This is a genomic window from Streptomyces sp. NPDC001270 (assembly GCF_042896695.1).
GTDB lineage: Bacteria > Actinomycetota > Actinomycetes > Streptomycetales > Streptomycetaceae > Streptomyces.
This window is the reverse complement of the sequence record NZ_JBIAXM010000020.1, coordinates 1-23,379: the sequence shown is the minus strand read 5'-3', so window position 1 is coordinate 23,379 and position 23,379 is coordinate 1. Positions and strand designations below refer to the sequence as shown.

At 70.9% G+C, this 23,379-nt stretch carries 24 protein-coding genes; 9 read left to right on the top strand and 15 right to left on the bottom strand.

Annotated features, from left to right (window positions below):
• The 11 genes from dapD to ACFY2B_RS29370 form a co-directional block, all read right to left on the bottom strand.
• On the bottom strand, nt 1-990 hold the full coding sequence (dapD, locus tag ACFY2B_RS29420; RefSeq protein WP_390766092.1) for a 2,3,4,5-tetrahydropyridine-2,6-dicarboxylate N-succinyltransferase: 990 nt from the start codon (nt 988-990) through the stop codon (nt 1-3).
• Nucleotides 991-1,130: 140 nt separating this feature from the next.
• Nucleotides 1,131-1,667, bottom strand: coding sequence for a TetR/AcrR family transcriptional regulator (locus ACFY2B_RS29415; protein WP_390766091.1), 537 nt, complete (start codon nt 1,665-1,667; stop codon nt 1,131-1,133).
• Nucleotides 1,667-1,987, bottom strand: coding sequence for a DMT family transporter (locus ACFY2B_RS29410; RefSeq protein WP_390766090.1), 321 nt, complete (start codon nt 1,985-1,987; stop codon nt 1,667-1,669). Before ACFY2B_RS29410 ends, ACFY2B_RS29415 begins: the two co-directional genes overlap by 1 nt.
• 152 nt (nt 1,988-2,139) lie before the next feature.
• Nucleotides 2,140-2,475, bottom strand: a complete 336-nt coding sequence (locus tag ACFY2B_RS29405) for a metal-sulfur cluster assembly factor (RefSeq protein WP_376538626.1) — start codon at nt 2,473-2,475, stop codon at nt 2,140-2,142.
• The gene (sufU, locus tag ACFY2B_RS29400) at nt 2,472-2,939 is read right to left on the bottom strand and encodes a Fe-S cluster assembly sulfur transfer protein SufU (RefSeq protein ID WP_390766216.1); all 468 of its coding nucleotides are present in this window, start codon (nt 2,937-2,939) and stop codon (nt 2,472-2,474) included. Before sufU ends, ACFY2B_RS29405 begins: the two co-directional genes overlap by 4 nt.
• An 11-nt stretch (nt 2,940-2,950) precedes the next feature.
• Nucleotides 2,951-4,207 carry a cysteine desulfurase gene (locus ACFY2B_RS29395; protein ID WP_376538628.1) on the bottom strand — a complete coding sequence of 419 codons (1,257 nt, stop codon included), beginning with the start codon at nt 4,205-4,207 and terminating at the stop codon, nt 2,951-2,953.
• Nucleotides 4,204-4,995 carry a Fe-S cluster assembly ATPase SufC gene (gene sufC, locus ACFY2B_RS29390; RefSeq protein ID WP_390766089.1) on the bottom strand — a complete coding sequence of 264 codons (792 nt, stop codon included), beginning with the start codon at nt 4,993-4,995 and terminating at the stop codon, nt 4,204-4,206. The genes ACFY2B_RS29395 and sufC overlap by 4 nt, the downstream gene beginning before the upstream one ends.
• A gap of 7 nt (nt 4,996-5,002) precedes the next feature.
• Complete coding sequence (locus ACFY2B_RS29385) at nt 5,003-5,338, bottom strand: non-heme iron oxygenase ferredoxin subunit (RefSeq protein ID WP_376538632.1); 336 nt, start codon at nt 5,336-5,338, stop codon at nt 5,003-5,005.
• The gene (gene sufD / locus ACFY2B_RS29380; RefSeq protein WP_390766215.1) at nt 5,335-6,555 is read right to left on the bottom strand and encodes a Fe-S cluster assembly protein SufD; all 1,221 of its coding nucleotides are present in this window, start codon (nt 6,553-6,555) and stop codon (nt 5,335-5,337) included. The genes ACFY2B_RS29385 and sufD overlap by 4 nt, the downstream gene beginning before the upstream one ends.
• A 57-nt stretch (nt 6,556-6,612) precedes the next feature.
• Nucleotides 6,613-8,034 (bottom strand): Fe-S cluster assembly protein SufB, encoded by a 1,422-nt coding sequence (gene sufB / locus ACFY2B_RS29375; RefSeq protein WP_390766088.1) that lies wholly within the window; start codon nt 8,032-8,034, stop codon nt 6,613-6,615.
• The gene (locus ACFY2B_RS29370) at nt 8,031-8,795 is read right to left on the bottom strand and encodes a helix-turn-helix transcriptional regulator (protein WP_390766087.1); all 765 of its coding nucleotides are present in this window, start codon (nt 8,793-8,795) and stop codon (nt 8,031-8,033) included. The genes sufB and ACFY2B_RS29370 overlap by 4 nt, the downstream gene beginning before the upstream one ends.
• Nucleotides 8,796-8,967: 172 nt before the next feature.
• On the opposite strand from ACFY2B_RS29370, the gene ACFY2B_RS29365 reads away from it, so the two are divergent.
• The 4 genes from ACFY2B_RS29365 to ACFY2B_RS29350 all read left to right on the top strand — a co-directional run bounded on the left by ACFY2B_RS29365 (nt 8,968) and on the right by ACFY2B_RS29350 (nt 12,665).
• Nucleotides 8,968-9,756: an aminoglycoside N(3)-acetyltransferase gene (locus ACFY2B_RS29365; RefSeq protein ID WP_390766086.1), complete on the top strand. Its 789-nt coding sequence runs from the start codon at nt 8,968-8,970 to the stop codon at nt 9,754-9,756.
• A gap of 61 nt (nt 9,757-9,817) precedes the next feature.
• Nucleotides 9,818-10,741, top strand: coding sequence for an ABC transporter ATP-binding protein (locus tag ACFY2B_RS29360; RefSeq protein WP_390766085.1), 924 nt, complete (start codon nt 9,818-9,820; stop codon nt 10,739-10,741).
• A gap of 53 nt (nt 10,742-10,794) precedes the next feature.
• Nucleotides 10,795-11,520, top strand: a complete 726-nt coding sequence (locus tag ACFY2B_RS29355) for an ABC transporter permease (RefSeq protein ID WP_390766214.1) — start codon at nt 10,795-10,797, stop codon at nt 11,518-11,520.
• Nucleotides 11,521-11,654: 134 nt separating this feature from the next.
• Nucleotides 11,655-12,665, top strand: a complete 1,011-nt coding sequence (locus tag ACFY2B_RS29350) for a heme A synthase (RefSeq protein ID WP_390766084.1) — start codon at nt 11,655-11,657, stop codon at nt 12,663-12,665.
• Nucleotides 12,666-12,777: 112 nt separating this feature from the next.
• Here ACFY2B_RS29350 and ACFY2B_RS29345 read toward each other — a convergent pair whose 3' ends face one another.
• From ACFY2B_RS29345 to ACFY2B_RS29335, 3 genes are all read right to left on the bottom strand, one after another.
• The gene (locus ACFY2B_RS29345) at nt 12,778-13,887 is read right to left on the bottom strand and encodes an amidohydrolase family protein (RefSeq protein WP_390766083.1); all 1,110 of its coding nucleotides are present in this window, start codon (nt 13,885-13,887) and stop codon (nt 12,778-12,780) included.
• Nucleotides 13,888-14,318: 431 nt separating this feature from the next.
• On the bottom strand, nt 14,319-14,639 hold the full coding sequence (locus ACFY2B_RS29340; RefSeq protein ID WP_376538646.1) for a hypothetical protein: 321 nt from the start codon (nt 14,637-14,639) through the stop codon (nt 14,319-14,321).
• A gap of 110 nt (nt 14,640-14,749) precedes the next feature.
• Nucleotides 14,750-15,736: a heme o synthase gene (locus tag ACFY2B_RS29335; protein WP_390766213.1), complete on the bottom strand. Its 987-nt coding sequence runs from the start codon at nt 15,734-15,736 to the stop codon at nt 14,750-14,752.
• A 348-nt stretch (nt 15,737-16,084) separates the two neighbouring features.
• Here ACFY2B_RS29335 and tkt point away from each other — a divergent pair, with 348 nt between their 5' ends.
• Genes tkt through pgl form a run of 5 tightly spaced genes read left to right on the top strand, consistent with a single transcriptional unit; the run spans nt 16,085 to nt 22,786 of the window.
• A complete protein-coding gene (gene tkt / locus ACFY2B_RS29330) occupies nt 16,085-18,187 on the top strand; it encodes a transketolase (protein ID WP_390766082.1) in 2,103 nt (700 codons plus the stop codon).
• Nucleotides 18,188-18,221: 34 nt separating this feature from the next.
• Entirely contained in the window at nt 18,222-19,340 is a 1,119-nt protein-coding gene (gene tal / locus ACFY2B_RS29325; RefSeq protein ID WP_390766081.1) for a transaldolase, read from the top strand.
• A 4-nt stretch (nt 19,341-19,344) separates the two neighbouring features.
• Nucleotides 19,345-20,892 carry a glucose-6-phosphate dehydrogenase gene (zwf, locus tag ACFY2B_RS29320; protein WP_390766080.1) on the top strand — a complete coding sequence of 516 codons (1,548 nt, stop codon included), beginning with the start codon at nt 19,345-19,347 and terminating at the stop codon, nt 20,890-20,892.
• On the top strand, nt 20,889-22,007 hold the full coding sequence (opcA, locus tag ACFY2B_RS29315; protein WP_390766079.1) for a glucose-6-phosphate dehydrogenase assembly protein OpcA: 1,119 nt from the start codon (nt 20,889-20,891) through the stop codon (nt 22,005-22,007). Before zwf ends, opcA begins: the two co-directional genes overlap by 4 nt.
• Entirely contained in the window at nt 22,004-22,786 is a 783-nt protein-coding gene (gene pgl / locus ACFY2B_RS29310; protein ID WP_390766078.1) for a 6-phosphogluconolactonase, read from the top strand. Before opcA ends, pgl begins: the two co-directional genes overlap by 4 nt.
• A 432-nt stretch (nt 22,787-23,218) precedes the next feature.
• Here pgl and ACFY2B_RS29305 read toward each other — a convergent pair.
• On the bottom strand, nt 23,219-23,379 hold a 161-nt coding region (locus tag ACFY2B_RS29305), incomplete at its 5' end, for a hypothetical protein (RefSeq protein ID WP_390766212.1).

Sequence of the window (23,379 nt, the reverse complement as noted above, 5' to 3'; positions counted from 1 at the left end):
TCAGTTGTGGCTGTGCAGGATGTCGTTGAGGCCGCCCCAGACCGCGTTGTTCGGGCGGGCCTCGACGACGCCGGTGACCGAGTTGCGGCGGAAGAGGATGTGGGAGGCGCCGGAGAGTTCGCGGGCCTTGACGATCTGGCCGTCGGGCATGGTCACGCGGGTGCCCGCGGTGACGTACAGGCCGGCCTCGACGACGCACTCGTCGCCGAGGGCGATGCCGACGCCCGCCTCGGCGCCGATCAGGCAGCGCTCCCCGATGGAAATGATCACGTTGCCGCCGCCGGAGAGCGTGCCCATGGTGGAGGCGCCGCCGCCGATGTCCGAACCGTCGCCGACCACGACGCCCGCGGAGATGCGGCCCTCGACCATGGAGGTGCCCAGGGTGCCCGCGTTGAAGTTGACGAAGCCCTCGTGCATGACCGTGGTGCCGTCGGCGAGATGGGCGCCGAGGCGCACCCGGTCGGCGTCGGCGATGCGGACGCCCTTCGGCGCCACGTAGTCCGTCATGCGCGGGAACTTGTCGACCGACGTCACCTGGAGGTGCAGGCCCTCGGCGCGGGCGTTGAGCCGCACCTGCTCGACGTCGTCGACGGCGACCGGACCGAGCGAGGTCCAGGCGACGTTGGCGAGGAAGCCGAAGATGCCGTCCAGGTTCTGCCCGTGCGGCCTGACCAGGCGGTGCGAGAGCAGGTGCAGCCGCAGGTAGACGTCGTGCGCGTCGATCGGCTTCGCGTCGAGGGAGGAGATGACCGTGCGGACCGCCACCACCTCGACGTTGCGGCGCGCGTCGGGGCCGACGGCCTTCGCGGCGCCCTCGCCGAGCAGCTGCACGGCCTGCTCGGCCGACAGCTTCTCGGTACCGGACGGGCCGGGTTCGGCGGCCAGTTCGGGCGCCGGGAACCAGGTGTCGAGGACGGTGCCGTCGGCGGCTACGGTGGCGAGGCCGGCGGCCACGGCGCCGGTGGTGCGAGAACCAGTCGTGTCGGTCATGAGGGCAACCTAACGTGGGCGGGGCCGCGCGGGCGAACCGGTGCCGCGCCGTCTCAGGTGCCGGTCCGCGCACACCACCCGCCCGGGGCCGCGAACGGGCCGCCCCTCTGCGAACCACGCGTTCCGGGTGCTGTCGCGCGTCAGGGAATCACCCGCGCCAGCACCTCCCGCGCGTACGCCTCGTCGTACTCCCCGCCGGTCAGCAGCACTTGGAGGCAGATGCCGTCCAGCAGGGCGAGCAGGGCCCGGGCGGTCACCGGGTCGGTCCGCCCGGCCAGCCGGCGCGCCGTCTCGTCCGTCCACTCCGCGGCGACGGGCCGCAGCGCGGGGCGCCGCAGGGCCGCCAGATACAGCTCGTACTCCAACTCGACGCCCGTGCGCTCGCCGCCCAGCCACTCCCCCAGCACCCGGGCGAGCCCGGCCGCGAGGTCGCCGTCGGGATCGTCCAGCACGCCGCTGCCGTCGAGCACCCCGGCGAATCCCTCGTTGGCCTGCCGCAACGCGGCGACCAGCAGTTCGTCGAGAGTGGCGAAGTGATACGTCGTGGAGCCGAGCGGGACGTCCGCCTCGGCCGCGACACTCCGGTGGCTCAGCCCGGCGATGCCCTGGTGCCCGACGACCCGGATCGCGGCGTCGATGATCCGCTGCCGCCGGCCGGGGTCGTGCCGCCGGGCCATCAGTGCGCGCCGCCCAGGTTGAGGACCACCACGCCGCCGACTATCAGCACCAGTCCGGCGATCTTCAGCGCGTTCAGCCCCTCCCCGAACAGCAGCAGCCCGAGCACCGCGATGGTCGCGGTGCCCACCCCGGACCAGATCGCGTAGGCGGTGCCGATGGACAGGGTCTTCAGGGTCCGGGCCAGCAGGACGAAGGAGACGACGTAGCCGAGAGCGGTCAGCAGCGCGGGCCCCGGCTTGCTGAAACCGTCGCTGTACTTCATCGCGGTCGTGGCGGCCACCTCGGCCGCGATGGCTCCGGAGAGCAGCAGATACCCCATGTGTACGAGCGTACATAACGGCCGGTCCGACCGGACCCGGGCCCCCCGAACCGGAAGGCGCCCCCCGGCACGGCCGCCGGAAGGCGCGTCGTGCGCATGCGAACGGCGGCACCCCGAGGGGTACCGCCGTCAGGACTCGCGCGGAACGCGACTCACACGTTGAACCCGAGCGCCCGCAGCTGCTCCCGGCCGTCGTCCGTGATCTTGTCGGGGCCCCACGGCGGCATCCAGACCCAGTTGATCCGCAGCTCGTCGACGAGGCCGTCGGTGGCGGACTTCGCCTGGTCCTCGATGACGTCCGTGAGCGGACAGGCCGCCGACGTCAGGGTCATGTCGACGGTGGCGATGTTGGCCGACTCGTCGATGTGGATGCCGTAGATCAGGCCCAGGTTGACGACGTCGATGCCCAGTTCGGGGTCGACGACGTCCATCAGGGCCTCGCGGAGTTCCTCCTCCGAGACCGGCTGCATCTCCACGGTGTCGCTCATGCCGTTTTCCTTTCGGCGTCGGCTCCGCCCAGCGCCTGGGCCGTCGCGTCCTTCCACGCCATCCAGCTCAGGAGGGCGCACTTGACCCGGGCCGGGTACTTGGAGACACCGGCGAACGCGACCGCGTCCTCCAGGATGTCCTCCATCGCCTCGTCGGGCTCGACCCGGCCCCTGGACTGCATCAACTCCAGGAAGGTCTCCTGGATCTTCTGTGCCTCGGCCAGTTCCTTGCCGACGAGGAGGTCGCTCAGGACGGAGGCCGAAGCCTGGCTGATCGAGCAGCCCTGCCCCTCGTACGAGACGTCCTCGATCGTCGTTCCGTCGTACTTCACGCGAAGGGTGATCTCGTCGCCGCACGTCGGGTTCACATGGTGCACCTCGGCGTCGCCATCCCTCAGACCACGCCCGTGCGGGTTCTTGTAGTGGTCCAGGATGACTTCCTGGTACATGGAGTCCAGTTTCACCTGCACGCCCTTCAGCCGAAGAAGTTCCGTACGTGCTCCAGACCGTCGACCAGAGCGTCGATCTCGGCCGGCGTGGAGTACAGATAGAACGACGCTCGCGTGGTCGCGGGAATTCCGTAGCGGAGGCAGACGGGGCGGGCGCAGTGGTGTCCGACGCGCACCGCGATGCCGCGCTCGTCGAGGACCTGCCCCACGTCGTGCGGGTGGATGTCACCCAGTGTGAAGGAGATGGCCGCGCCACGGTCCTCGGCCGTGGTCGGACCGATGATCCGCAGGTCCGGGACCTCGCCCAGCCGCTTCACCGCGTACGCGGTGAGCGCGTGCTCATGAGCCAGGATCCGGTCCATGCCGATCGCGTCGAGATAGTCGATCGCCGCGCCGAGGCCGACCGCCTGGGCGATCGGCGGGGTGCCCGCCTCGAACTTGTGCGGGGCGGGGGCGTAGGTCGACGAGTGCATCGACACCGTCTCGATCATCTCGCCGCCGCCGAGGAACGGAGGCAGGTCCTCCAGCAGTTCCTGGCGGCCCCACAGCACGCCGATGCCGGTCGGGCCGCACATCTTGTGCCCGGTGAAGGCGACGAAGTCGGCCTGCAGCGCCTGCACGTCCAGCGGCATGTGCGGGGCGGCCTGGGAGGCGTCGATGCAGACCAGGGCGCCGACCTCCTGGGCGCGGCGCACTATCGCCTCGACCGGGTTGACCGTACCCAGGATGTTGGAGACCAGCACGAAGGAGACGATCTTCGTCTTCTCCGTGATGATCTCGTCGATGTTCGACAGGTCCAGCCGGCCGTCGTCGGTGAGGCCGAACCACTTCAGCTTCGCGCCCGTGCGCTGCGACAGCAGCTGCCACGGGACGATGTTGGAGTGGTGCTCCATCTCGGTGATGACGATCTCGGTGTCGTGGTCCACCCGGTAGGGCTCGTCGGCCCAGCCGAGCATGTTCGCCACGAGGTTCAGCGACTCGGAGGCGTTCTTGGTGAAGATCACCTCGTCCCGGCTGGGCGCGTTGATGAACGTGGCGACCTTGTCCCGAGCGCCCTCGTACAGCGCCGTGGCCTCCTCGGCGAGCACATGCACACCGCGGTGGACGTTGGCGTTGTAGCGCTCGTAGTACTCGCTCAGGGCGTCCAGCACCTGGCGCGGTTTCTGCGAGGTCGCCGCGTTGTCCAGGTACACGAGCTTCTGACCGTCGTGGACCAGACGGTCCAGGATGGGGAAGTCCTTGCGGATCGCCTCGGTGTCGAGGAGGCCCGGCAGCTGTGTCACGCGACGTCCTCCTCCGAGTTCGCTCCGCTCGCGGAGCCGGCCTTCACATAAGCCTCGTAGCCCTCGTTCTCCAGCTTGTCCGCCAGCTCCGGGCCGCCGGACTCGGCGATCCGGCCGTCGGCGAAGACATGGACGTGGTCGGGCTTGATGTAGCGCAGGATGCGCGTGTAGTGCGTGATCAGCAGGGTGCCGACCTCGCCGGTCTCCCGGACCCGGTTCACGCCCTCCGAGACGATCCGCAGGGCGTCGACGTCCAGGCCCGAGTCCGTCTCGTCGAGGATCGCGATCTTCGGCTTGAGCAGTTCGAGCTGGAGGATCTCGTGGCGCTTCTTCTCACCGCCGGAGAAACCCTCGTTCACGTTGCGCTCGGCGAAGGCCGGGTCCATGTGCAGGCGCTCCATGGTCTCCTTGACCTCCTTCACCCAGGTGCGCAGCTTGGGTGCCTCGCCGCGGATCGCGGTGGCGGAGGTGCGCAGGAAGTTGGAGACCGAGACGCCGGGGACCTCGACCGGGTACTGCATCGCCAGGAACAGGCCCGCGCGGGCGCGTTCGTCGACGGTCATCTCCAGCACGTCCTCGCCGTCGAGCAGCACGCTGCCGCCGGTGACCGTGTACTTGGGGTGACCCGCCAGCGAGTAGGCGAGGGTCGACTTGCCCGAGCCGTTGGGGCCCATGATGGCGTGCGTCTCGCCCTGCTTCACGGTGAGGTCGACGCCCTTGAGGATCTCCTTCGTGGCGTTGTCGGCCTCGACGGTGACGTGCAGGTCTCGGATTTCAAGCGTTGCCATGGGTGCCTCAGGACTCCTGGGTGAGGGAGACGAGCACGTCGTCCCCTTCGATCTTTACGGGGTATACGGGGACGGGTCGCGTCGCGGGGAGGCCGGACGGCTTGCCGGTACGCAGGTCGAAGGTGGAGCCGTGCAGCCAGCACTCGATCTGGCAGTCCTCCACCTCGCCCTCGGAGAGCGAGACGTTCGCGTGCGAGCAGATGTCGTAGATCGCGAACACCTCGCCCTCGGTCTTCACGACCGAGACCGGCGTGCCGTCGAGCTCGACCCGCTTCGGGGTGCCGTCCGACAGTTCGCTCAGCCCGCAGGCCCGGACGAAACCGCCATGCTCGGTGATGGTCATGCGACCGACGCCTCCAGCTCCTCTTCGATCTTCGCGAGCAGCCGCTCCTCGACGTCGGAGACGCCGATCTGCTGGACCAGCTCGGCGAAGAAGCCGCGGACCACCAGCCGGCGGGCCTCGTGCTCCGGGATGCCGCGGGCCATCAGGTAGAACAGCTGCTCGTCGTCGAAGCGGCCGGTGGCGGAGGCGTGGCCGGCGCCGACGATCTCACCGGTCTCGATCTCCAGGTTCGGCACCGAGTCGACGCGGGCGCCGTCGGTGAGGACCAGGTTCCGGTTCATCTCGTAGGTGTCGGTGCCCTCGGCCCTGGCCTCGATCAGGACGTCGCCGATCCACACCGCGTGCGCCTCGTCGCCCTGGAGCGCGCCCTTGTAGGCGACGTTCGACTTGCAGTGCGGGGCGTTGTGGTCGACGAAGAGGCGGTGCTCCTGGTGCTGGCCCGCGTCGGTCAGGTACAGGCCGAACAGCTCGGCCTCGCCACCCGGGCCGGCGTAGGTCACGCGCGGGTGCAGCCGGACGACGTCGCCGCCGAAGGTCACGACGACCGACTTGAAGGAGGCGTCCCGGCCGACCAAGGCGTTGTGCTGGGCGACGTGCACGGCCTCCGCGCCCCAGTCCTGGACGGACACGACGGTCAGCTTGGCGCCGTCGCCCAGGACGTAGTCGACGTTGGCGGCGAGCACGGCGTCACCGGTGTGGTCGAAGACGACGACGGCCTCGGCGAAGGCACCCAGCTCGACGACCGTGTGGCCGTAGACGACCCCGCCCTCGCCGTGCACGGCGATGCGGATCGGGTCGCCGACCACCGTCTCCTTGGGGACGGTGATCACGACGGCGCTCTCGAACGACGAGTACGCCTGGGCGGCGACCCGGTCCACCGGGGTGCCGGCCCTGCCGAGCCGCGGGTCGTCGCGGCCGACGGTCTCGACGACGACGCCCTCGGGGATCTGTGCGTCGGACTTCAGGCCGCCGGAGGCGACCGCGCTGCCGTCGTGCAGGCCGCGCAGCCGCGCCAGCGGGGTGAAGCGCCACTCCTCCTCGCGGCCGTGCGGCACGGGGAAGTCCGCCACGTCGAAGGAGGGCGGCGCGCTCATGCGCGTGGCGACGGTCGACTCGGCGGCCACCGCGATCGCACCCGCGGTGGTCGAACCGACCGGTGGGGGTCCCCCCGGTCCGGACGGGGTCGAGGAGTTCGGGGCGTTGTGGACCTCAGCCATGGCTGTCGTCATGCTCGCTTTCTCATGTGTGGGGCTGCTCGACGGGGTACGGCGGCGTCAGCCGACCGCGCCCTCCATCTGCAGCTCGATCAGCCGGTTGAGCTCCAGCGCGTACTCCATGGGCAGTTCCTTGGCGATCGGCTCGACGAAGCCGCGCACGATCATCGCCATCGCCTCGAACTCGGACATGCCACGGCTCATCAGGTAGAACAGCTGGTCCTCGGAGACCTTGGAGACGGTCGCCTCGTGGCCCATGGAGACGTCGTCCTCACGGACGTCGACGTACGGGTACGTGTCGGACCGGGAGATCGTGTCGACGAGCAGCGCGTCGCAGAGCACGTTCGACTTGGCGCCCGGGGCTCCCTCGCCGATCTCGATGAGGCCGCGGTACGACGTACGGCCGCCGCCGCGCGCGACCGACTTGGAGACGATGTTGGACGACGTGTTCGGCGCCATGTGGACCATCTTGGCGCCCGCGTCCTGGTGCTGGCCCTCGCCCGCGAAGGCGATGGAGAGGGTCTCGCCCTTGGCGTGCTCGCCCATCAGGTAGACGGCCGGGTACTTCATCGTCACCTTGGAGCCGATGTTGCCGTCGATCCACTCCATGGTCGCGCCCTCGTAGGCCACGGCGCGCTTGGTGACCAGGTTGTAGACGTTGTTCGACCAGTTCTGGATGGTCGTGTAGCGGCAGCGGGCGTTCTTCTTGACGATGATCTCGACGACCGCGGAGTGCAGCGAGTCCGACTTGTAGATCGGTGCCGTGCAGCCCTCGACGTAGTGCACGTAGGCACCCTCGTCGACGATGATCAGGGTCCGCTCGAACTGGCCCATGTTCTCCGTGTTGATGCGGAAGTAAGCCTGGAGCGGGATCTCGACGTGCACGCCCGGCGGCACGTAGATGAAGGAGCCGCCCGACCACACGGCCGTGTTCAGGGAGGCGAACTTGTTGTCACCGGCCGGGATGACGGTCCCGAAGTACTCCTTGAAGAGGTCCGGGTGCTCCTTCAGCGCGGTGTCGGTGTCCAGGAAGATGACACCCTGCTCCTCCAGGTCCTCGCGGATCTGGTGGTAGACGACCTCCGACTCGTACTGGGCGGCGACACCGGCCACCAGGCGCTGCTTCTCCGCCTCCGGGATGCCCAGCTTGTCGTACGTGTTCTTGATGTCCGCGGGCAGGTCCTCCCAGGACTCCGCCTGCTTCTCCGTGGAGCGCACGAAGTACTTGATGTTGTCGAAGTCGATGCCCGACAGGTCCGAGCCCCAGTTCGGCATGGGCTTCTTCTCGAACAGCCGCAGGCCCTTGAGGCGCAGCTTGGTCATCCACTCCGGCTCGGACTTCTTCGAGGAGATGTCCCGGACCACGTCCTCGTTCAGGCCGCGCTTCGCCGCGGCTCCGGCCTCGTCGGAGTCGGCCCAGCCGTATTCGTACGTGCCCAGTCCGTCGAGTTCGGGGTGGGCAGTCTCCGTGGGGAGAGTCATGCGGGGTTCCTCCCGGCCGTGCTTGCGGATGCGTCGGTGAAATCTTGGGGATGGACGTCGGAGATCTTGGGGATGAACGTGGTGCAGACGCCGTCGCCGTGGGCGATGGTCGCCAGCCGCTGGACGTGCGTTCCGAGCAGTTCGGCGAAGATCTCCGTCTCCGCCTCGCACAACTGCGGGAACTGCTCGGCGACGTGTGCGACCGGGCAGTGGTGCTGGCAGAGCTGTTCGCCGACCGGTGCGCTGCGCGCCGTAGCAGCGTACCCGTCCACGCTCAGGGCCCTGGCAAGGGCTTCGGCGCGCTTGTCGGGGGTGACCGCTTCGATCGCCTTGCGGTAGACACCCGCCTGGGCGGCGATCCGGGCGCGGGCGAAGGCGGCGACCGCCTCCCGGCCGCCCTCCCGCTCCGCGATCCAGCGCAGCGCGTCCGCGGCGAGCTTGTCGTACGACTGGTCGAAGGCGTCGCGGCCGCAGTCGGTGAGCGCGAAGACCTTGGCCGGACGGCCCCGGCCACGCGCCCCGTACACCCGCTGCTCGCGCGCCTCGACCACGTCGTCGGCGACCAGCGCGTCCAGGTGCCGGCGCACGGCGGCCTGGGTGAGTTCCAGCCGTCCGGCCAGCTCGGCGACGGTCGACGGGCCGTGGTCCAGGATGGACCGCGCGACCCGGTTGCGCGTGGAACGGTCCGAGCGCAGTCCGGCCGCGAGCTCCTCCTGAGGGGTCCCCTGGGGGATCTCCCGAGCCTCGCCGACGTTTTTCACAACGCCATTGTTGCGTAATTCCTCGGAGACTGACAAGCCGCGTCCCGCCAACCGGACGGTGCCCTGGATCACTTAGGTTTACCTAATCCGACCTGCGGAAAGATCGTCTGATCGATCATCGAGCGGCCAATCCGATGGCGCCGTGCCCCCGCGTCCGGCAGACTCCCGGGCCATGCCCACCACCCCGACCGGCCCGCTCGTCACCCGCGGCACCGTCTCGGACCGGCTGCGCGCCCTCGGCGTCGAACCCGGCGAGATCCTTCTGACGCACTCCTCGCTCAGCTCGCTCGGCTGGGTGTGCGGCGGCCCCGTCGCGGTGGTCCAGGGCCTGCTCGACGCCCTCGGCCCGGACGGCACCCTCGTGGTCCCCACCCAGTCCGGCGACCTCAGCGACCCCGCCGTGTGGCGGGACCCGCCGGCGCCCGAGGAGTGGTGGGAGACGATCCGGGCCACGATGCCCCCGTACGACCCGCGGACCACCCCCAGCCGCATGGTCGGTGTGATTCCGGAGACGGTACGGACCTGGCCGGGCGCGCTGCGCAGCGCGCACCCGCAGACCTCCTTCGCCGCCCTGGGCCCGCACGCGGCCGAGATCACCGCCGGGCACGCCACCGACTGCCGCCTCGGCGGGGCCAGCCCGCTGGCCCGGCTGGAGCGGCTCGGCGCACGGGTGCTGCTGCTCGGCGTCGGCTACGACAGCTGCACCGCCTTCCACCTGGCCGAATACCGGATCCCCGGGCCGCTGGTCGAGGTGGGCCGGCCCGGCCCGTACGGCTGGGAGCGGATCATCGAGGTGTCGATCAGCTCGGACCGCTTCGCGGAGCTGGGCCACGACTTCGAGCGGGACCGGCCCGTCGTACGGGGTCCGGTGGGCGGCGCCGACGCGCGGCTGTTCCCGCTGGCGGACGCCGTGGCGTACGCCGAGCGGTGGCTGCCGGTGCACCGGCCCCGCGCGGAGTAGAGGGCCTGGTTCCCGTACCCGCCGGTCTGAACGCGGGGTGGCGTACCTACACTCTGGAGCCATGCGAAGTGAGCCCGTGGTCCAGGTGCAGACCTTGGTGAAGCGGTACGGCACGAAGACCGCGGTGGACGGCCTCGATCTGGTGGCCGGGGCGGGGGTGACCGCCGTGCTGGGTCCCAACGGAGCGGGCAAGACGACCACCATCGAGACCTGCGAGGGGTACCGGAAACCGGACGCCGGGACGGTGCGCGTCCTGGGCCTCGACCCGGTGCGGGACTCCGCCGAGCTGCGCCCCCGCATCGGTGTCATGCTCCAGTCCGGCGGCGTCTACTCCGGCGCCCGCGCCGAGGAGATGCTGCGCCACGTGGCCGCCCTGCACGCCCGTCCGCTGGACGTGCCCGCGCTCATCGAGCGGCTGGGTCTGGGCGGCTGCGGACGGACCACGTACCGGCGTCTGTCCGGCGGGCAGCAGCAGCGGCTCGCGCTCGCCATGGCCGTCGTGGGACGCCCGGAGCTGGTCTTCCTGGACGAGCCGACGGCCGGGCTCGACCCGCAGGCCCGCCACGCCACCTGGGACCTGATCGGGGACCTGCGCGCGGACGGCGTCTCCGTGATCCTCACGACGCACTACATGGAGGAGGCCGAGCGGCTCGCCGACGACGTCGCCGTCATCGACGCCGGGCGGGTCATCGCGCAGGGCTCCCCCGACGAGCTGTGCCGCGGCGGCGCCGAGAACACGCTGCGCTTCACCGGCCGGCCGGGCCTCGACGTGAGTTCCCTGCTGAAGGCGCTCCCGGCGGACTGCTCCGCCGCCGAGCTGACGCCGGGCTCCTACCGCGTCATCGGCAAGGTCGACCCGCAACTGCTGGCGACGGTGACCTCCTGGTGCGCCCAGCACGGGGTGATGCCGGACCGGATCTCCGTCGAACGGCACACCCTCGAAGACGTCTTCCTGGAACTGACGGGCAAGGAGTTGCGCTCGTGACCACCACCGTGGGCACCTACACCCCCGCGCCCGGCGCGGCCCCCCTCCCCCGCATGATCGCGGCCCAGGCCGCGCTCGAGACCCGGATGCTGCTGCGCAACGGCGAGCAGCTGCTGCTGACGATCGTGATCCCGGCGCTGCTCCTGGTGCTGTTCGGCTCCGTGGACATCGTGGACACCGGCGCGGGCAAGGCGGTGGACTTCCTCACGCCCGGCATCCTGGCCCTCGCCGTGCTGTCGACGGCGTTCACCGGGCAGGCCATCGCGACGGGGTTCGAGCGGCGCTACGGCGTGCTGAAGCGGCTCGCGTCCTCGCCGCTGCCGCGCTGGGGGCTGATGACCGCGAAGACCGTGTCCGTGCTGGTCACCGAGGTGCTCCAGGTGGTGCTGCTGACGGTCATCGCCTTCGCCCTGGGCTGGTCGCCGCACGGCGGGGCGAGCGGCGTGGCCGCCGTGCTGCTCCTGCTGGTCCTCGGCACGGCCGCCTTCTCGGGGCTCGGGCTGCTGATGGCGGGCACGCTGAAGGCGGAGGCGACACTGGCCGCCGCGAACCTGGTGTTCCTGCTGCTGCTCGTCGGCGGTGGCGTGATCGTCCCGCTGGACAAGTTCCCCGCCGGCGCCCAGGACGTGCTCGCCCTGCTGCCGGTGACGGCCCTGTCGGACGGGCTGCGGGACGTGCTCCAGCACGGGGCCGGCATGCCCTGGGGCGACCTGGGGATCCTCGCCGGGTGGTCGGTCGTGGGGCTGGCCCTGGCCGGGCGGTTCTTCCGCTGGGAGTGAGCCCGCGGCCGGGAGGACCGGCGGCGCGCGGTCCGCGGGTACGCCTTGCGGGCGACCCGTGCGTACGGTCGAGGCGGGACCGGGCGGCCGGAGTGCGGACCCTCGTGAACGCGTGCACAAGCGGGCCCCCTACGATGGTGCGCGTGCCAAAGCTGACCCGCGCCGATGCCGCTGCGGCCGTGCGCAACCCGCTCGCCCTCATCGCGGCCCACTGGACCCCGACCCCTCGAACGGTCCGGCGGGCGGCGCTCACCGCGCTCGTCATGTCGGTGGTCATCGTGGTCACCGGCGGTGCCGTCCGGCTGACCGGCTCGGGCCTGGGCTGCCCGACCTGGCCCCAGTGCACCGACGGCTCGCTGACGCCGACAAACGCGCTGAGCTATCACAGCGCCATCGAGTTCGGGAACCGCATGCTGACGTACGTGCTGTGCGCGGCGGTCGGCTGGGCGATCATCGCCGCCCGGTCCGAGAAGCCGTACCGGCGCGGCCTGACCCGACTGGGCTGGGCGCAGTTCTGGCTCGTGATGGGCAACGCGGTGCTCGGCGGCATCGTGGTGCTCGTCGGCCTCAACCCGTACACCGTCGCGGCCCACTTCCTGCTGGCGACCGCCCTCATCACGGTCGCCGTGCTGATGTGGCAGCGCACCCGCGAGGGCGACGGGGAGCCCCGTCCGCTGGTCGGCAAGGCCGTGCAGCAACTGGTGTGGTTCCTGGTGGTCGCGTCCGGCCTGCTCGTCACCGTCGGCACGGTGGTGACCGGGGCCGGGCCGCACCCGGGTGACTCCGGCGAGGTCGAGCGCATCCACGTCAGCTGGGAGGCCGTCGCCAGGCTGCACTCCGTGTTCGCGTGGATCGTGGTGACGCTGACCTTCGCCCTGTGGTTCATCCTCAAGGCGGTCGACGCGCCCAAGGGCCCGCTGCACCGTACCCGCGAACTGTTCGTCGTACTGCTGTGCCAGGGCGCCATCGGATACATCCAGTACGCCACGCACCTTCCCGAGGGCCTGGTGGCCGCGCACATGCTCGGCTCCTGTGTGATGTGGATCTGGGTGCTGCGGGTACTGCTGTCACTGCGGGAGCGTCCGGAAGCGACGGCCGAGGTGCCCAGCCCCTCGGCGGAGACGCCGGTCGCCACGCGCGCGTGAACGGGTGTCTTCCGCACGCGCGCGTGCGGACGGGCGCGGGCGGACTACCTCGGCCGGATGCGGATGACCGCGGCCGGACGACGCGGGCGCGGCACCCGTGCCGGACCGCGCCTCACGCCCCCAGACCGTAGATCCGGCGCGCGTTCTCCGCCGCGATCAGCCGCGCGACCCGCTGCGCGTCCTCCAGCGACCACGCGCCCTCGGCCACCCAGGCGCCCAGCACCCGGCCGAGGGCCTCGCGGAACAGCCGGGCGCCCACGACGTGCAGTTCGGGCAGCCCGTGCGCGCCGCTGGAGAAGAGGATCTTGCCGAACGGGGCCAGCTCCAGGATCTCCGCGAGCACGTCGGCCGCGCGGGCGCCGGTGCGGACCAGCGCGGCGCCGGAGTCGGCGTACACATGCGGGAAGACGCCCGCGAGGTGGGCGGCGTGCCGGTGGTACGGATAGCCGTGCAGCAGCACCAGGTCCGTGCCGAGGCCGGCCGTGGCCCGTACGAAGTCGGTGAGCAGCACCGGGTCCGTACGGTCGATGCGCGAGCGCGGCTCGCCGAGCCCGGCGTGCAACTGGAGCGGCAGGCCCGAGGCGACCGCGATCCACAGCAGGTGGCGCAGCAGCACCGGGTCGCTCAGTTCCCCGCCGACCCGGCGTCCGGAGAGCCAGCGTCCGGCGGCCCCGCGCACCTCGCCGGGCCCGGGAGGCTCCGGCGCGAGCGCGAGGCCGTGCCGTACGCCCGCCACGGAGGTGAAGGCGACGGCGTTCGCGGCGGCCCCGTGGACCGACTCGGCGAGGTTGGCGAGGAAGGACTCGACAGTGCCGGAGGTGTCGGCGACCTGCTCGGCGAGGAGTTCCAGGCGCACGATCTCACGGGCCTCGGCGGCACCCGCGGACGCCATCTCGGCGGGGCCCGTGAGGTCCCCGGCGAGTCCCGTGTCGACCAGGTACGTGGTGATGCCGCTGCCCCGCAGCAGCCTGCGGCCCGCCTCCAGGACGCCGAGTTCCCGGCGCCGGGCGAGATAGCGCGCGGGCCGGCAGTGCGGTTCGAGGCCGAGCAGCGGGGGGCACCAGCGGCGGACGGCGAAGCCGGTCTGTGTGTCGAAGAGTGTGGTGCCGGGGGCGGGCGGGCCCTCCGTACGGGCGAGCTGGGCCTCGAAGGTGCCCAGGCCCAGCTCGGCGCGGAGCACGCCGTGACAGTACTGGTCCACCAGGGACGGCGTGTCGATCATCCGGGCTCCCCGTGTGGACGCTGCGCTGTCTCACCCGTCCTAACGGGTGAGCGGGGCGTCAGGTCGCGGTCCACGGGAGGACGGGAGCGAGGGATGGGTGAGGAATGAGGAAGGGATGAGGGAGGGAAGAGGGAGAGAAGGAGGAGGAACGGGCCGGGGGGTGGGGTGCGGATGACGGCGGACACGGGCCCGCGGCGGCCGTCCGACCTCCTGGTTCACCGTGGACGGAGGCGACGAGAGCGGATCGCGCGATGCGCAGGGCGCCGGGCGGCGGTTGAGCACGCGGCCCCCGTGATCGGCCGGTGTGGTCGGTCGACGGGCCGACGACCCGCCAGGCGCTGGAGAAGCTCCGGCGTGCGCCGTCCCACGACCACCCGGCCCCGGGTTCTCCGCGCGCTCCTCCGCGCCCCGGGACCTTCCGGGTCGAGCCGTCAGCCGCCCAGCTGGATGCCGGCCATCCGCTTCCACTCGTACGGACCGGTCCGTACCTTGGCCGCGAACTCGCCGTCGAAGGACTCGTGGACGGTGATCTTCGCCCGCTCGACGGCCTGCTCGGCGACGGCGTACGAGGGGGCGACCAGGTCGCCCCAGACGCCGTCCGCGCCGACGAGCACGATGCGGGCACCGCGCTCGCCGAGGTAGGCCACCTGGCCCTCGGCACCGCCGTGCGCCCGGGAGAAAGCGCCGATGTGCTTGGCGAGCCGCGCCGCCGTGCGTTCGGCCCGCGGGTCAACCTGTTGCGTGTCTGCCATGGTCAGGATGCTACCGACGGGTATGCCGAACGGCGACGGACGGGGTGCGTGGCCTTGACCACGCACCCCGTCCGTCACAGGGAGACCAGCAGCGCGACAGCGCGGGAGGATCAGCGCAGGAAGGGATCCACCGCGACCGCCACGAACAGCAGCGACACATAGGTGATCGACCAGTGGAACAGGCGCATCTCCTTCAGCTTCGCGCCCGTCTCGTCGGCCTTGGCACGGTTCTGCAGGGCGTGCGCCTCCCACAGCCACCAGCCACCCGCGGCCAGCGCGACCACGGTGTAGAACCAGCCGGTGTAGCCGAGCGGCGTCAGCAGCAGCGAGACGACGACCATCACCCAGCTGTAGAGGACGATCTGCCGGGCGACGACCTTGTTGGTGGCGACCACCGGCAGCATCGGCACGCCCACGCGCGCGTAGTCGTCCTTCACCTTCATGGACAGCGGCCAGTAGTGCGGCGGGGTCCAGAAGAACATGACGAGGAAGAGGATGACCGGCGCCCACGACATCGAGTCGGTGACGGACGACCAGCCGATGAGCACCGGCATGCAGCCGGCGATGCCGCCCCACACGATGTTCTGCGACGTACGCCGTTTGAGGATCATCGTGTAGACGACGACGTAGAAGAGGAGCGCTCCGAGTGACAGCCAGGCCGACAGCCAGTTGACGGTCAGGCCGAACAGCAGCGTCGAGACGACCGCCAGCGTGATGCCGAACGCGAGGCATTCCCGGGGGCTCACCATGCCGGTGACCACGGGACGCTGCGAGGTGCGGTCCATGAGCGCGTCGATGTCGCGGTCGATGTACATGTTCAGCGCGTTGGCGCCACCCGCGGAGAGATAACCACCCAGACAGGTGAGCAGCACCAGACCGAGGTCCGGCACCCCCTGCTGGGCCAGGAACATCACCGGAACGGTGGTGATCAGCAGCAGTTCGATGATCCGCGGCTTGGTCAGCGCCACGAACGCCTTGGCACGGGCCCCGAACGGCCGGTGGACCGGGCTCTGGTTCGCACCGGTTACCCCCTCCCCCAGTGCCTTAAGGGCCTGGGAGGTGCCCCCAGGACGGGATTCGACGGCCGTCACACACACCCCTGACAGAGACATCCCAGCAAGCCTCCCCGTGTGAAGTCCCGGTAAAGGCTCGCGCGTACCACGCCACTGTAGACGTTGCCCATACCCCGGCTTCCGCGGGGGTCGGGTCGTGTTGGGAGGGGTTGACCGAGGTGCGCGCGCAGGCTCGGCCGCGCCGTCGCGGAAATGCGCCCCCGCGCGGTTGCCGAATGTCGTACGACCCGGTCAGGAGGCGGATCCGGAAGACTCCCGGCAGTCTGGAATGTGGGGAGAAAACGCACGTACTTGCGGGGGTAGGCTCGACAGCGGCCGGTGGGCGCCCCAGTACACCGGCATTCGACATGTGGAGAGGAGCCCTGACTCAGGGTGAGCACCAAGCCGACCACCACAGACCTCGACTGGACCGAATTGGACCAGCGAGCGGTTGACACCGCGCGCGTCCTGGCCGCCGATGCCGTACAGAAGGTCGGCAACGGCCATCCGGGTACGGCGATGAGCCTGGCACCGGTCGCCTACACCCTCTTCCAGAAGGTGATGCGGCACGACCCCGCCGACCCCGAGTGGACCGGCCGCGACCGCTTCGTACTGTCCGCCGGCCACTCGTCCCTGACCCTCTACACCCAGCTCTACCTGGCCGGCTTCGGCCTGGAGCTGGCCGATCTGGAAGCCTTCCGCACCTTCGGTTCGAAGACCCCCGGTCACCCCGAGTACGGCCACACCAAGGGTGTCGAGACCACCACGGGACCGCTCGGCCAGGGCGTCGCGAACGCCGTCGGGATGGCCATGGCCGCCCGTTACGAGCGCGGCCTGTTCGACCCGGACGCGCCGCTCGGCGCCTCGCCCTTCGACCACTTCGTCTACTGCATCGCCGGCGACGGCTGCCTCCAGGAAGGCGTCTCCGCGGAGGCGTCCTCCCTCGCGGGCCACCAGCGGCTCGGCAACCTCGTCCTGCTCTGGGACGACAACCACATCTCGATCGAGGGCGACACCGAGACCGCCGTCTCCGAGGACACCGCCAAGCGTTTCGAGGCTTACGGCTGGCACGTCCAGCGGGTCGCCCCCAAGCCGGACGGCGACCTCGACCCGCACGCCCTCTACAACGCCATCGAGGCCGCCAAGAAGGTCACCGACCGGCCGTCCTTCATCGCGATGCGCTCCATCATCGCCTGGCCCGCCCCGCACGCCCAGAACACCGAGGCCGCGCACGGCTCCGCCCTCGGCGAGGACGAGGTCGCGGCCACCAAGCGCGTCCTCGGCTTCGACCCGGAGCAGCACTTCGCCGTCGCCGACGAGGTGCTCGCCCACACCCGCCAGGCCCTCGAACGCGGCCACCAGGCCCGCGCCGAGTGGGAGAAGTCCTTCCAGGAGTGGCGCAACAACCAGCCGGAACGGGCCGCCGAGTTCGACCGCATCAGCAGCGGCACCCTGCCGGCCGGCTGGCAGGACGCCCTGCCCGTCTTCGAACCGGGCAAGTCCGTCGCCACCCGCGCCGCCTCCGGCAAGACGCTCCAGTCCCTCGGCCCCGTCGTCCCCGAACTGTGGGGCGGCTCCGCCGACCTGGCCGGCTCCAACAACACCACCATCGACAAGGACAGCTCCTTCCTGCCGAAGGACAACCCGCTGCCCGGCGCCGACCCGTACGGCCGCACCATCCACTTCGGCATCCGCGAGTTCGCGATGGCCGCGGAGATGAACGGCATCACCCTGCACGGCAACACCCGCGTCTACGGCGGCACGTTCCTCGTGTTCTCCGACTACATGCGCAACGCGGTACGGCTGTCGGCGCTGATGCACCTGCCGGTCACGTACGTGTGGACGCACGACTCGATCGGCCTCGGCGAGGACGGCCCCACCCACCAGCCCGTCGAGCACCTCGCCGCGCTGCGGGCGATCCCGGGCCTGAACGTGGTGCGTCCGGCGGACGCCAACGAGACCGTGATCGCCTGGCGCGAGGTCCTCGGCCGCTACACCAAGGAGTTCGGCAAGGGCGCCCCGCACGGGCTCGCGCTGACCCGCCAGGGCGTACCGGTCTACGAGCCCAACGACGACGCCGCGCGCGGCGGTTACGTCCTGTTCGACGCCGAGGGTCCCGACGGACAGCCCACCGACGCGCAGGTGATCCTGATCGCCACCGGCTCCGAGGTGCACGTGGCCGTCGAGGCCCGCGAGCAGTTGCAGGCCGACGGCGTCCCCACCCGGGTCGTGTCCATGCCGTGCGTGGAGTGGTTCGAGGAGCAGGATCAGGGTTACCGGGACGGCGTGCTGCCCCCGGCCGTCAGGGCACGCGTGGCGGTCGAGGCCGGCATCGGTCTGACCTGGTACCGGTATGTCGGGGACGCCGGACGCATCGTTTCCCTCGAACACTTCGGTGCTTCCGCCGACGGCAAGGTCCTCTTCCGCGAGTTCGGCTTCACTGCCGAGAACGTGGCCGCCAAGGCCCGGGAATCCCTGGCCGCCGCCCAGCGCTGACGCTCATATACGACACGTAGGAGATGCAATTTCCATGACGGACGCACTGAAGCGCCTCTCCGAAGAAGGCGTCGCGATCTGGCTGGACGACCTGTCACGCAAGCGGATCACGTCCGGCAACCTCGCCGAGCTGATCGACGAGCAGCACGTCGTGGGTGTCACCACCAACCCGACGATCTTCCAGAAGGCGATCAGCAGCGGCGACGGCTACGAGCAGCAGCTCGCGGACCTCGCCGCCCGCAAGGTCACCGTCGAGGAAGCGGTGCGCATGATCACCACGGCGGACGTCCGGGACGCCGCCGACATCCTGCGCCCGGTGTTCGACGCGAGCGACGGCCAGGACGGCCGGGTCTCCATCGAGGTGGACCCGCGTCTCGCGCACCACACCCGCGCGACGATCGCCGAGGCCAAGCAGCTCGCCTGGCTCGTCGACCGCCCCAACACCCTCATCAAGATCCCCGCCACCAAGGCGGGCCTGCCGGCGATCACCGAGGTCATCGGCCTGGGCATCAGCGTCAACGTCACGCTCATCTTCTCTCTCGAGCGCTACCGCGAGGTCATGAACGCCTACCTCGCCGGCCTGGAGAAGGCGAAGGAGCGGGGCCTGGACCTGTCGCTGATCCGTTCCGTCGCGTCCTTCTTCGTCTCCCGTGTGGACACCGAGATCGACAAGCGGATCGACGCCCTGGACACCCCGGAGGCCAAGGCCGTGCGCGGCAAGGCCGCCGTCGCCAACGCCCGCCTCGCCTACCAGGCGTACGAGGAGGTCTTCTCCTCGGCGCGGTGGAACGCGCTGGAGGGCGCGGGCGCGCGCAAGCAGCGTCCGCTGTGGGCGTCGACCGGGGTGAAGGACCCGGCGTACAAGCCCACCCTGTACGTCGACGACCTGGTGGCGCCGAACACGGTGAACACCATGCCGGAGGCGACCCTGCGGGCCACCGAGGAACACGGCGAGATCACCGGAGACACCATCGCCGGCACGTACGAGCAGGCCCGCGCCGACCTCGACGCCGTCGAGAAGCTCGGGATCTCGTACGACGACGTGGTCCAGGTCCTGGAGGACGAGGGCGTCGAGAAGTTCGCGACCTCCTGGAACGATCTACTGAAGTCGACCGAGGCGGTCCTCGATCGCCTCGCCCCCTCGGAAGGCTGACATCTTGTCCCCCTTTTCCGGGTTTTCCGGTTCCGGAGCGAATCCGCTCCGTGACCCCGCGGACCGACGGCTCCCGCGCATCGCGGGGCCGTCGGGCCTGGTCATCTTCGGCGTCACGGGCGATTTGTCACGTAAAAAGCTGATGCCCGCCGTGTACGACCTCGCGAACCGGGGTCTGCTGCCGCCGGGCTTCTCCCTCGTCGGCTTCGCGCGCCGCGAGTGGCAGAACGAGGACTTCACGCAGGAGGTCCACGACTCCGTCAAGCAGCACGCGCGGACACCGTTCCGCGAGGAGGTCTGGCAGCAGCTCATCCAGGGGATGCGCTTCGTCCAGGGCACCTTCGACGACGACGACGCGTTCGAGCGGCTGCGGTCCACCATCGAGGAGCTGGACAAGGCACAGGGCACGGGCGGCAACTTCGCCTTCTACCTGTCCGTGCCGCCGCGCTCCTTCCCGGTGGTCATCCAGCAGCTGAAGAAGCACGGCCTGGCCGACCAGACGGGCGGCTCCTGGCGGCGCGCGGTCATCGAGAAGCCGTTCGGCCACGACCTGAAGTCGGCCGAGGAGCTGAACAAGGTCGTGCACGAGGTGTTCGAACCGGACCAGGTGTTCCGGATCGACCACTACCTCGGCAAGGAGACCGTCCAGAACATCCTGGCGCTGCGCTTCGCCAACACGATGTTCGAGCCGGTCTGGAACCGGTCCTTCGTGGACCACGTGCAGATCACCATGGCCGAGGACATCGGCATCGGCGGCCGGGCGGGCTACTACGACGGCATCGGCGCCGCCCGCGACGTCATCCAGAACCACCTGCTCCAGTTGCTCGCGCTGACCGCCATGGAGGAGCCCGCCTCCTTCGACGCGGACGCGCTGGCCGCCGAGAAGACCAAGGTGCTGGGCGCGGTGCGGCTGCCGAAGGACCTGGGCCGCAACACGGTACGCGGGCAGTACGCGGCGGGCTGGCAGGGTGGCGAGAAGGTCATCGGCTACCTCCAGGAAGACGGCATCGACGCCAAGTCGAAGACCGACACCTATGCCGCGATCAAGGTGGGGATCGACAACCGCCGCTGGGCGGGCGTCCCCTTCTTCCTGCGCACCGGCAAGCGGCTCGGCCGCCGGGTCACCGAGATCGCAGTGGTCTTCCAGCGTGCCCCGCACTCCCCCTTCGACCACTCCTCGACGGAGGAGCTGGGCCAGAACGCGGTCGTCATCCGCGTCCAGCCCGACGAGGGCATCACGGTCCGCTTCGGCTCCAAGGTGCCGGGCACCTCCATGGAGATCCGGGACGTCTCCATGGACTTCGCCTACGGCGAGTCGTTCACGGAATCCAGCCCGGAGGCGTACGAGCGGCTCATCCTGGACGTACTGCTCGGCGACGCCAACCTCTTCCCGCGCACGGAGGAGGTCGAGCTGTCCTGGAAGATCCTCGACCCGATCGAGGAGTACTGGGACAAGCACGGCAAGCCCGCGCAGTACCCGTCGGGCACGTGGGGTCCCGTGGAGGCCGACGAGATGCTCGCACGAGACGGACGGAGCTGGCGCCGGCCATGAAGATAGACCTCACGGACACCACGGCCAGCAAGATCAACAAGGCGCTGGTGCAGGGTCGCCGCGCGATCGGCACGCCCGCCGTGGGCATGGTGCTGACCCTGGTCGTCGTCACCGACGAGGAGAACGCCTACGACGCCCTGAAGGCCGCGGGCGACGCCTCGCGCGAGCACCCCTCGCGCACCCTGGTGGTCGTCAAACGGGTCTCGCGCTCCCCGCGTGACCGCACCACCTCGCGGCTGGACGCCGAGGTACGGGTGGGCGCGGACGCCGGCACCGGCGAGACGGTGGTGCTGCGGCTGTACGGCGAGGTCGCCGACCACGCCGACTCCGTGGTGCTGCCGCTGCTGCTGCCGGACGCGCCGGTCGTCGTCTGGTGGCCGGTGAACGCGCCGCTCGACCCGGCCAAGGACCCGCTGGGTGCCCTCGCCCAGCGCCGGGTCACCGACATCTACGCGTCCGAGCAGCCGGTGCGGGAGCTGTCCGCCCGCGCCGAGACCTACACGCCCGGCGACACGGATCTGTCCTGGACCCGCATCACGCCCTGGCGCTCGATGCTGGCCGCGGCCCTGGACCAGGTCACCTGCGAGGTCAAGGGCGTCGAGGTGGCGGGCGAGGAGTTCAACCCGAGCTGTGAGCTGCTGGCGATGTGGCTCGCGGACCGGCTGGACGTCCCCGTCAAGCGGTCGCTGTCGCCCGGGCCCGGCCTCACGGCGGTCCGGCTGGACACCGACTGCGGTCCGATCGGCCTGGACCGCTCGGACGGCTCGCTGGCCACGCTGTCCATCCAGGGCCAGCCGGACCGGGCGGTCGCGCTCAAGCGGCGCGAGACGTCCGAGCTGATCGCGGAGGAACTGCGCCGGCTCGACCCGGACGACACCTACGCGTCGGCGCTGCGCTACGGCGTGGAGCGGCTCGTCGGCTCGCAGCCCGCGGACCAGCGGCCTGCCGCGGATCCGAAGCCGGCCGTGGATCCGGAGCCCGCCACCGCGGGTGCCGGGGCAGCGTCGGAGACCGGTACGCCGTCGGAAGCCGGTACGGCCTCGGCGCCCGCGAAGAAGGCCGCGGCCAAGAAGTCCGCGAAGAAGGCACCGGCGAAGAAGGCGGCGTCGAAGTGAGCACCCCGCAGCTGGTCGTGCACCGCGACAAGGAGCTGATGGCCCAGGCCGCGGCGGCCCGCCTGATCACCAAGGTCGTGGACGCCCAGGCGTCCCGGGGCTCTGCGTCCGTGGTGCTCACCGGCGGCCGCAACGGCAACGGGCTGCTGGCCGCCCTGGCGGCGGCGCCCGCCCGGGACGCCGTCGACTGGGCCCGGCTCGACCTGTGGTGGGGCGACGAGCGCTTCCTGCCCGAGGGCGACCCGGAACGCAATGTCACCCAGGCCCGCGCGGCCCTGCTGGACGCCGTGCCCCTGGATCCGAAACGCGTGCACCCCATGCCCGCGTCGGACGGTCCCTACGGCGCCGATGTGGACGCGGCAGCGGACGCCTACGCGGCGGAGCTGGCCCGGGCCGCGGGCCCCGAGAACCACGGGGCCGTGCCCACCTTCGACGTGCTGATGCTCGGCGTCGGTCCGGACACGCACGTGGCGTCCCTCTTCCCCGAGCTGCCGGGCGTTCGGGAGACCGAGCGCACGGTGGTCGGCGTGCACGGCGCGCCCAAGCCGCCGCCGACCCGGGTCTCGCTCACCCTCCCGGCGATCCGGGCGGCCCGCGAGGTCTGGCTGCTCGCGGCAGGTGCGGACAAGGCGGAGGCCGCGCAGATCGCGCTGTCCGGCGCGGGCGAGATCCAGGCCCCGGCGGCGGGCGCGTACGGCCGGCAGCGCACGCTGTGGCTGCTGGACGCGGCGGCGGCCTCCGGACTGCCGCGTTCGCTGTATCCGCCTGCTTCACCGTGACGCGGGGTGCGGCGGGGCTCCAGCCCCGCCGCACCCGTCGTTTTTCCCTGCTCCCACCAGCAGGCCGGACACCGGCCCGCGGATGGTGCTGCCGGACACCGGCCACCGGTGCTCCTCACGAAGCGTCCGCGGGTCATACTCGCGACCTGAACGTCTGCCTCGGCTCCCGGCCTGAGCGTCTGCCTCGCGTGGGGCTCTGGCCCGTGCGTGACCCTTGCGTGGCGTCGGCGGCCGGGCACCTGGCTCCGGTACCGGGGCGGAGCGCCCGGGTGTCCGGGCACTCCGGGCCGTGCGTGGCTCCGCCCCTGGTGCCGAGCCCGGCGGGCCGGTGGGTCGGCGGGTCAACGGGCCGGTGGGTCAACGGGCCGGTGGGTCGGCGGGCGTCGGGTCCGTGGGTGCGGGCCGACGGCCCCGCGAGCGCCGATCCGGCGCTCAGCTCCGGCCGCGCAGCTCCCGGTACTTGGCGACCAGGGCCCGCGAGGACTCGTCCAGGCCCTCGACCTCGGTGCCTTCGGTGAGTGCGGGTTCGACGCGTTTGGCGAGGACCTTGCCGAGTTCGACGCCCCACTGGTCGAAGGAGTCGATGTTCCAGA

Bases quoted from the DNA above. Each gene is read 5' to 3' on its own strand.
- opcA (WP_390766079.1), top strand. From the start codon at position 20,889: ATGAAGATAGACCTCACGGACACCACGGCCAGCAAGATCAACAAGGCG.
- sufC (WP_390766089.1), bottom strand. From the start codon at position 4,995: ATGGCAACGCTTGAAATCCGAGACCTGCACGTCACCGTCGAGGCCGAC.
- sufB (WP_390766088.1), bottom strand. From the start codon at position 8,034: ATGACTCTCCCCACGGAGACTGCCCACCCCGAACTCGACGGACTGGGC.
- ACFY2B_RS29340 (WP_376538646.1), bottom strand. From the start codon at position 14,639: ATGGCAGACACGCAACAGGTTGACCCGCGGGCCGAACGCACGGCGGCG.
- tal (WP_390766081.1), top strand. From the start codon at position 18,222: ATGACGGACGCACTGAAGCGCCTCTCCGAAGAAGGCGTCGCGATCTGG.
- dapD (WP_390766092.1), bottom strand. From the start codon at position 990: ATGACCGACACGACTGGTTCTCGCACCACCGGCGCCGTGGCCGCCGGC.
- ACFY2B_RS29365 (WP_390766086.1), top strand. From the start codon at position 8,968: ATGCCCACCACCCCGACCGGCCCGCTCGTCACCCGCGGCACCGTCTCG.
- ACFY2B_RS29345 (WP_390766083.1), bottom strand. From the start codon at position 13,887: ATGATCGACACGCCGTCCCTGGTGGACCAGTACTGTCACGGCGTGCTC.
- sufD (WP_390766215.1), bottom strand. From the start codon at position 6,555: ATGGCTGAGGTCCACAACGCCCCGAACTCCTCGACCCCGTCCGGACCG.
- ACFY2B_RS29385 (WP_376538632.1), bottom strand. From the start codon at position 5,338: ATGACCATCACCGAGCATGGCGGTTTCGTCCGGGCCTGCGGGCTGAGC.
- ACFY2B_RS29355 (WP_390766214.1), top strand. From the start codon at position 10,795: ATGATCGCGGCCCAGGCCGCGCTCGAGACCCGGATGCTGCTGCGCAAC.
- ACFY2B_RS29410 (WP_390766090.1), bottom strand. From the start codon at position 1,987: ATGGGGTATCTGCTGCTCTCCGGAGCCATCGCGGCCGAGGTGGCCGCC.
- ACFY2B_RS29360 (WP_390766085.1), top strand. From the start codon at position 9,818: ATGCGAAGTGAGCCCGTGGTCCAGGTGCAGACCTTGGTGAAGCGGTAC.
- ACFY2B_RS29405 (WP_376538626.1), bottom strand. From the start codon at position 2,475: ATGAGCGACACCGTGGAGATGCAGCCGGTCTCGGAGGAGGAACTCCGC.
- ACFY2B_RS29350 (WP_390766084.1), top strand. From the start codon at position 11,655: ATGGTGCGCGTGCCAAAGCTGACCCGCGCCGATGCCGCTGCGGCCGTG.
- ACFY2B_RS29415 (WP_390766091.1), bottom strand. From the start codon at position 1,667: ATGGCCCGGCGGCACGACCCCGGCCGGCGGCAGCGGATCATCGACGCC.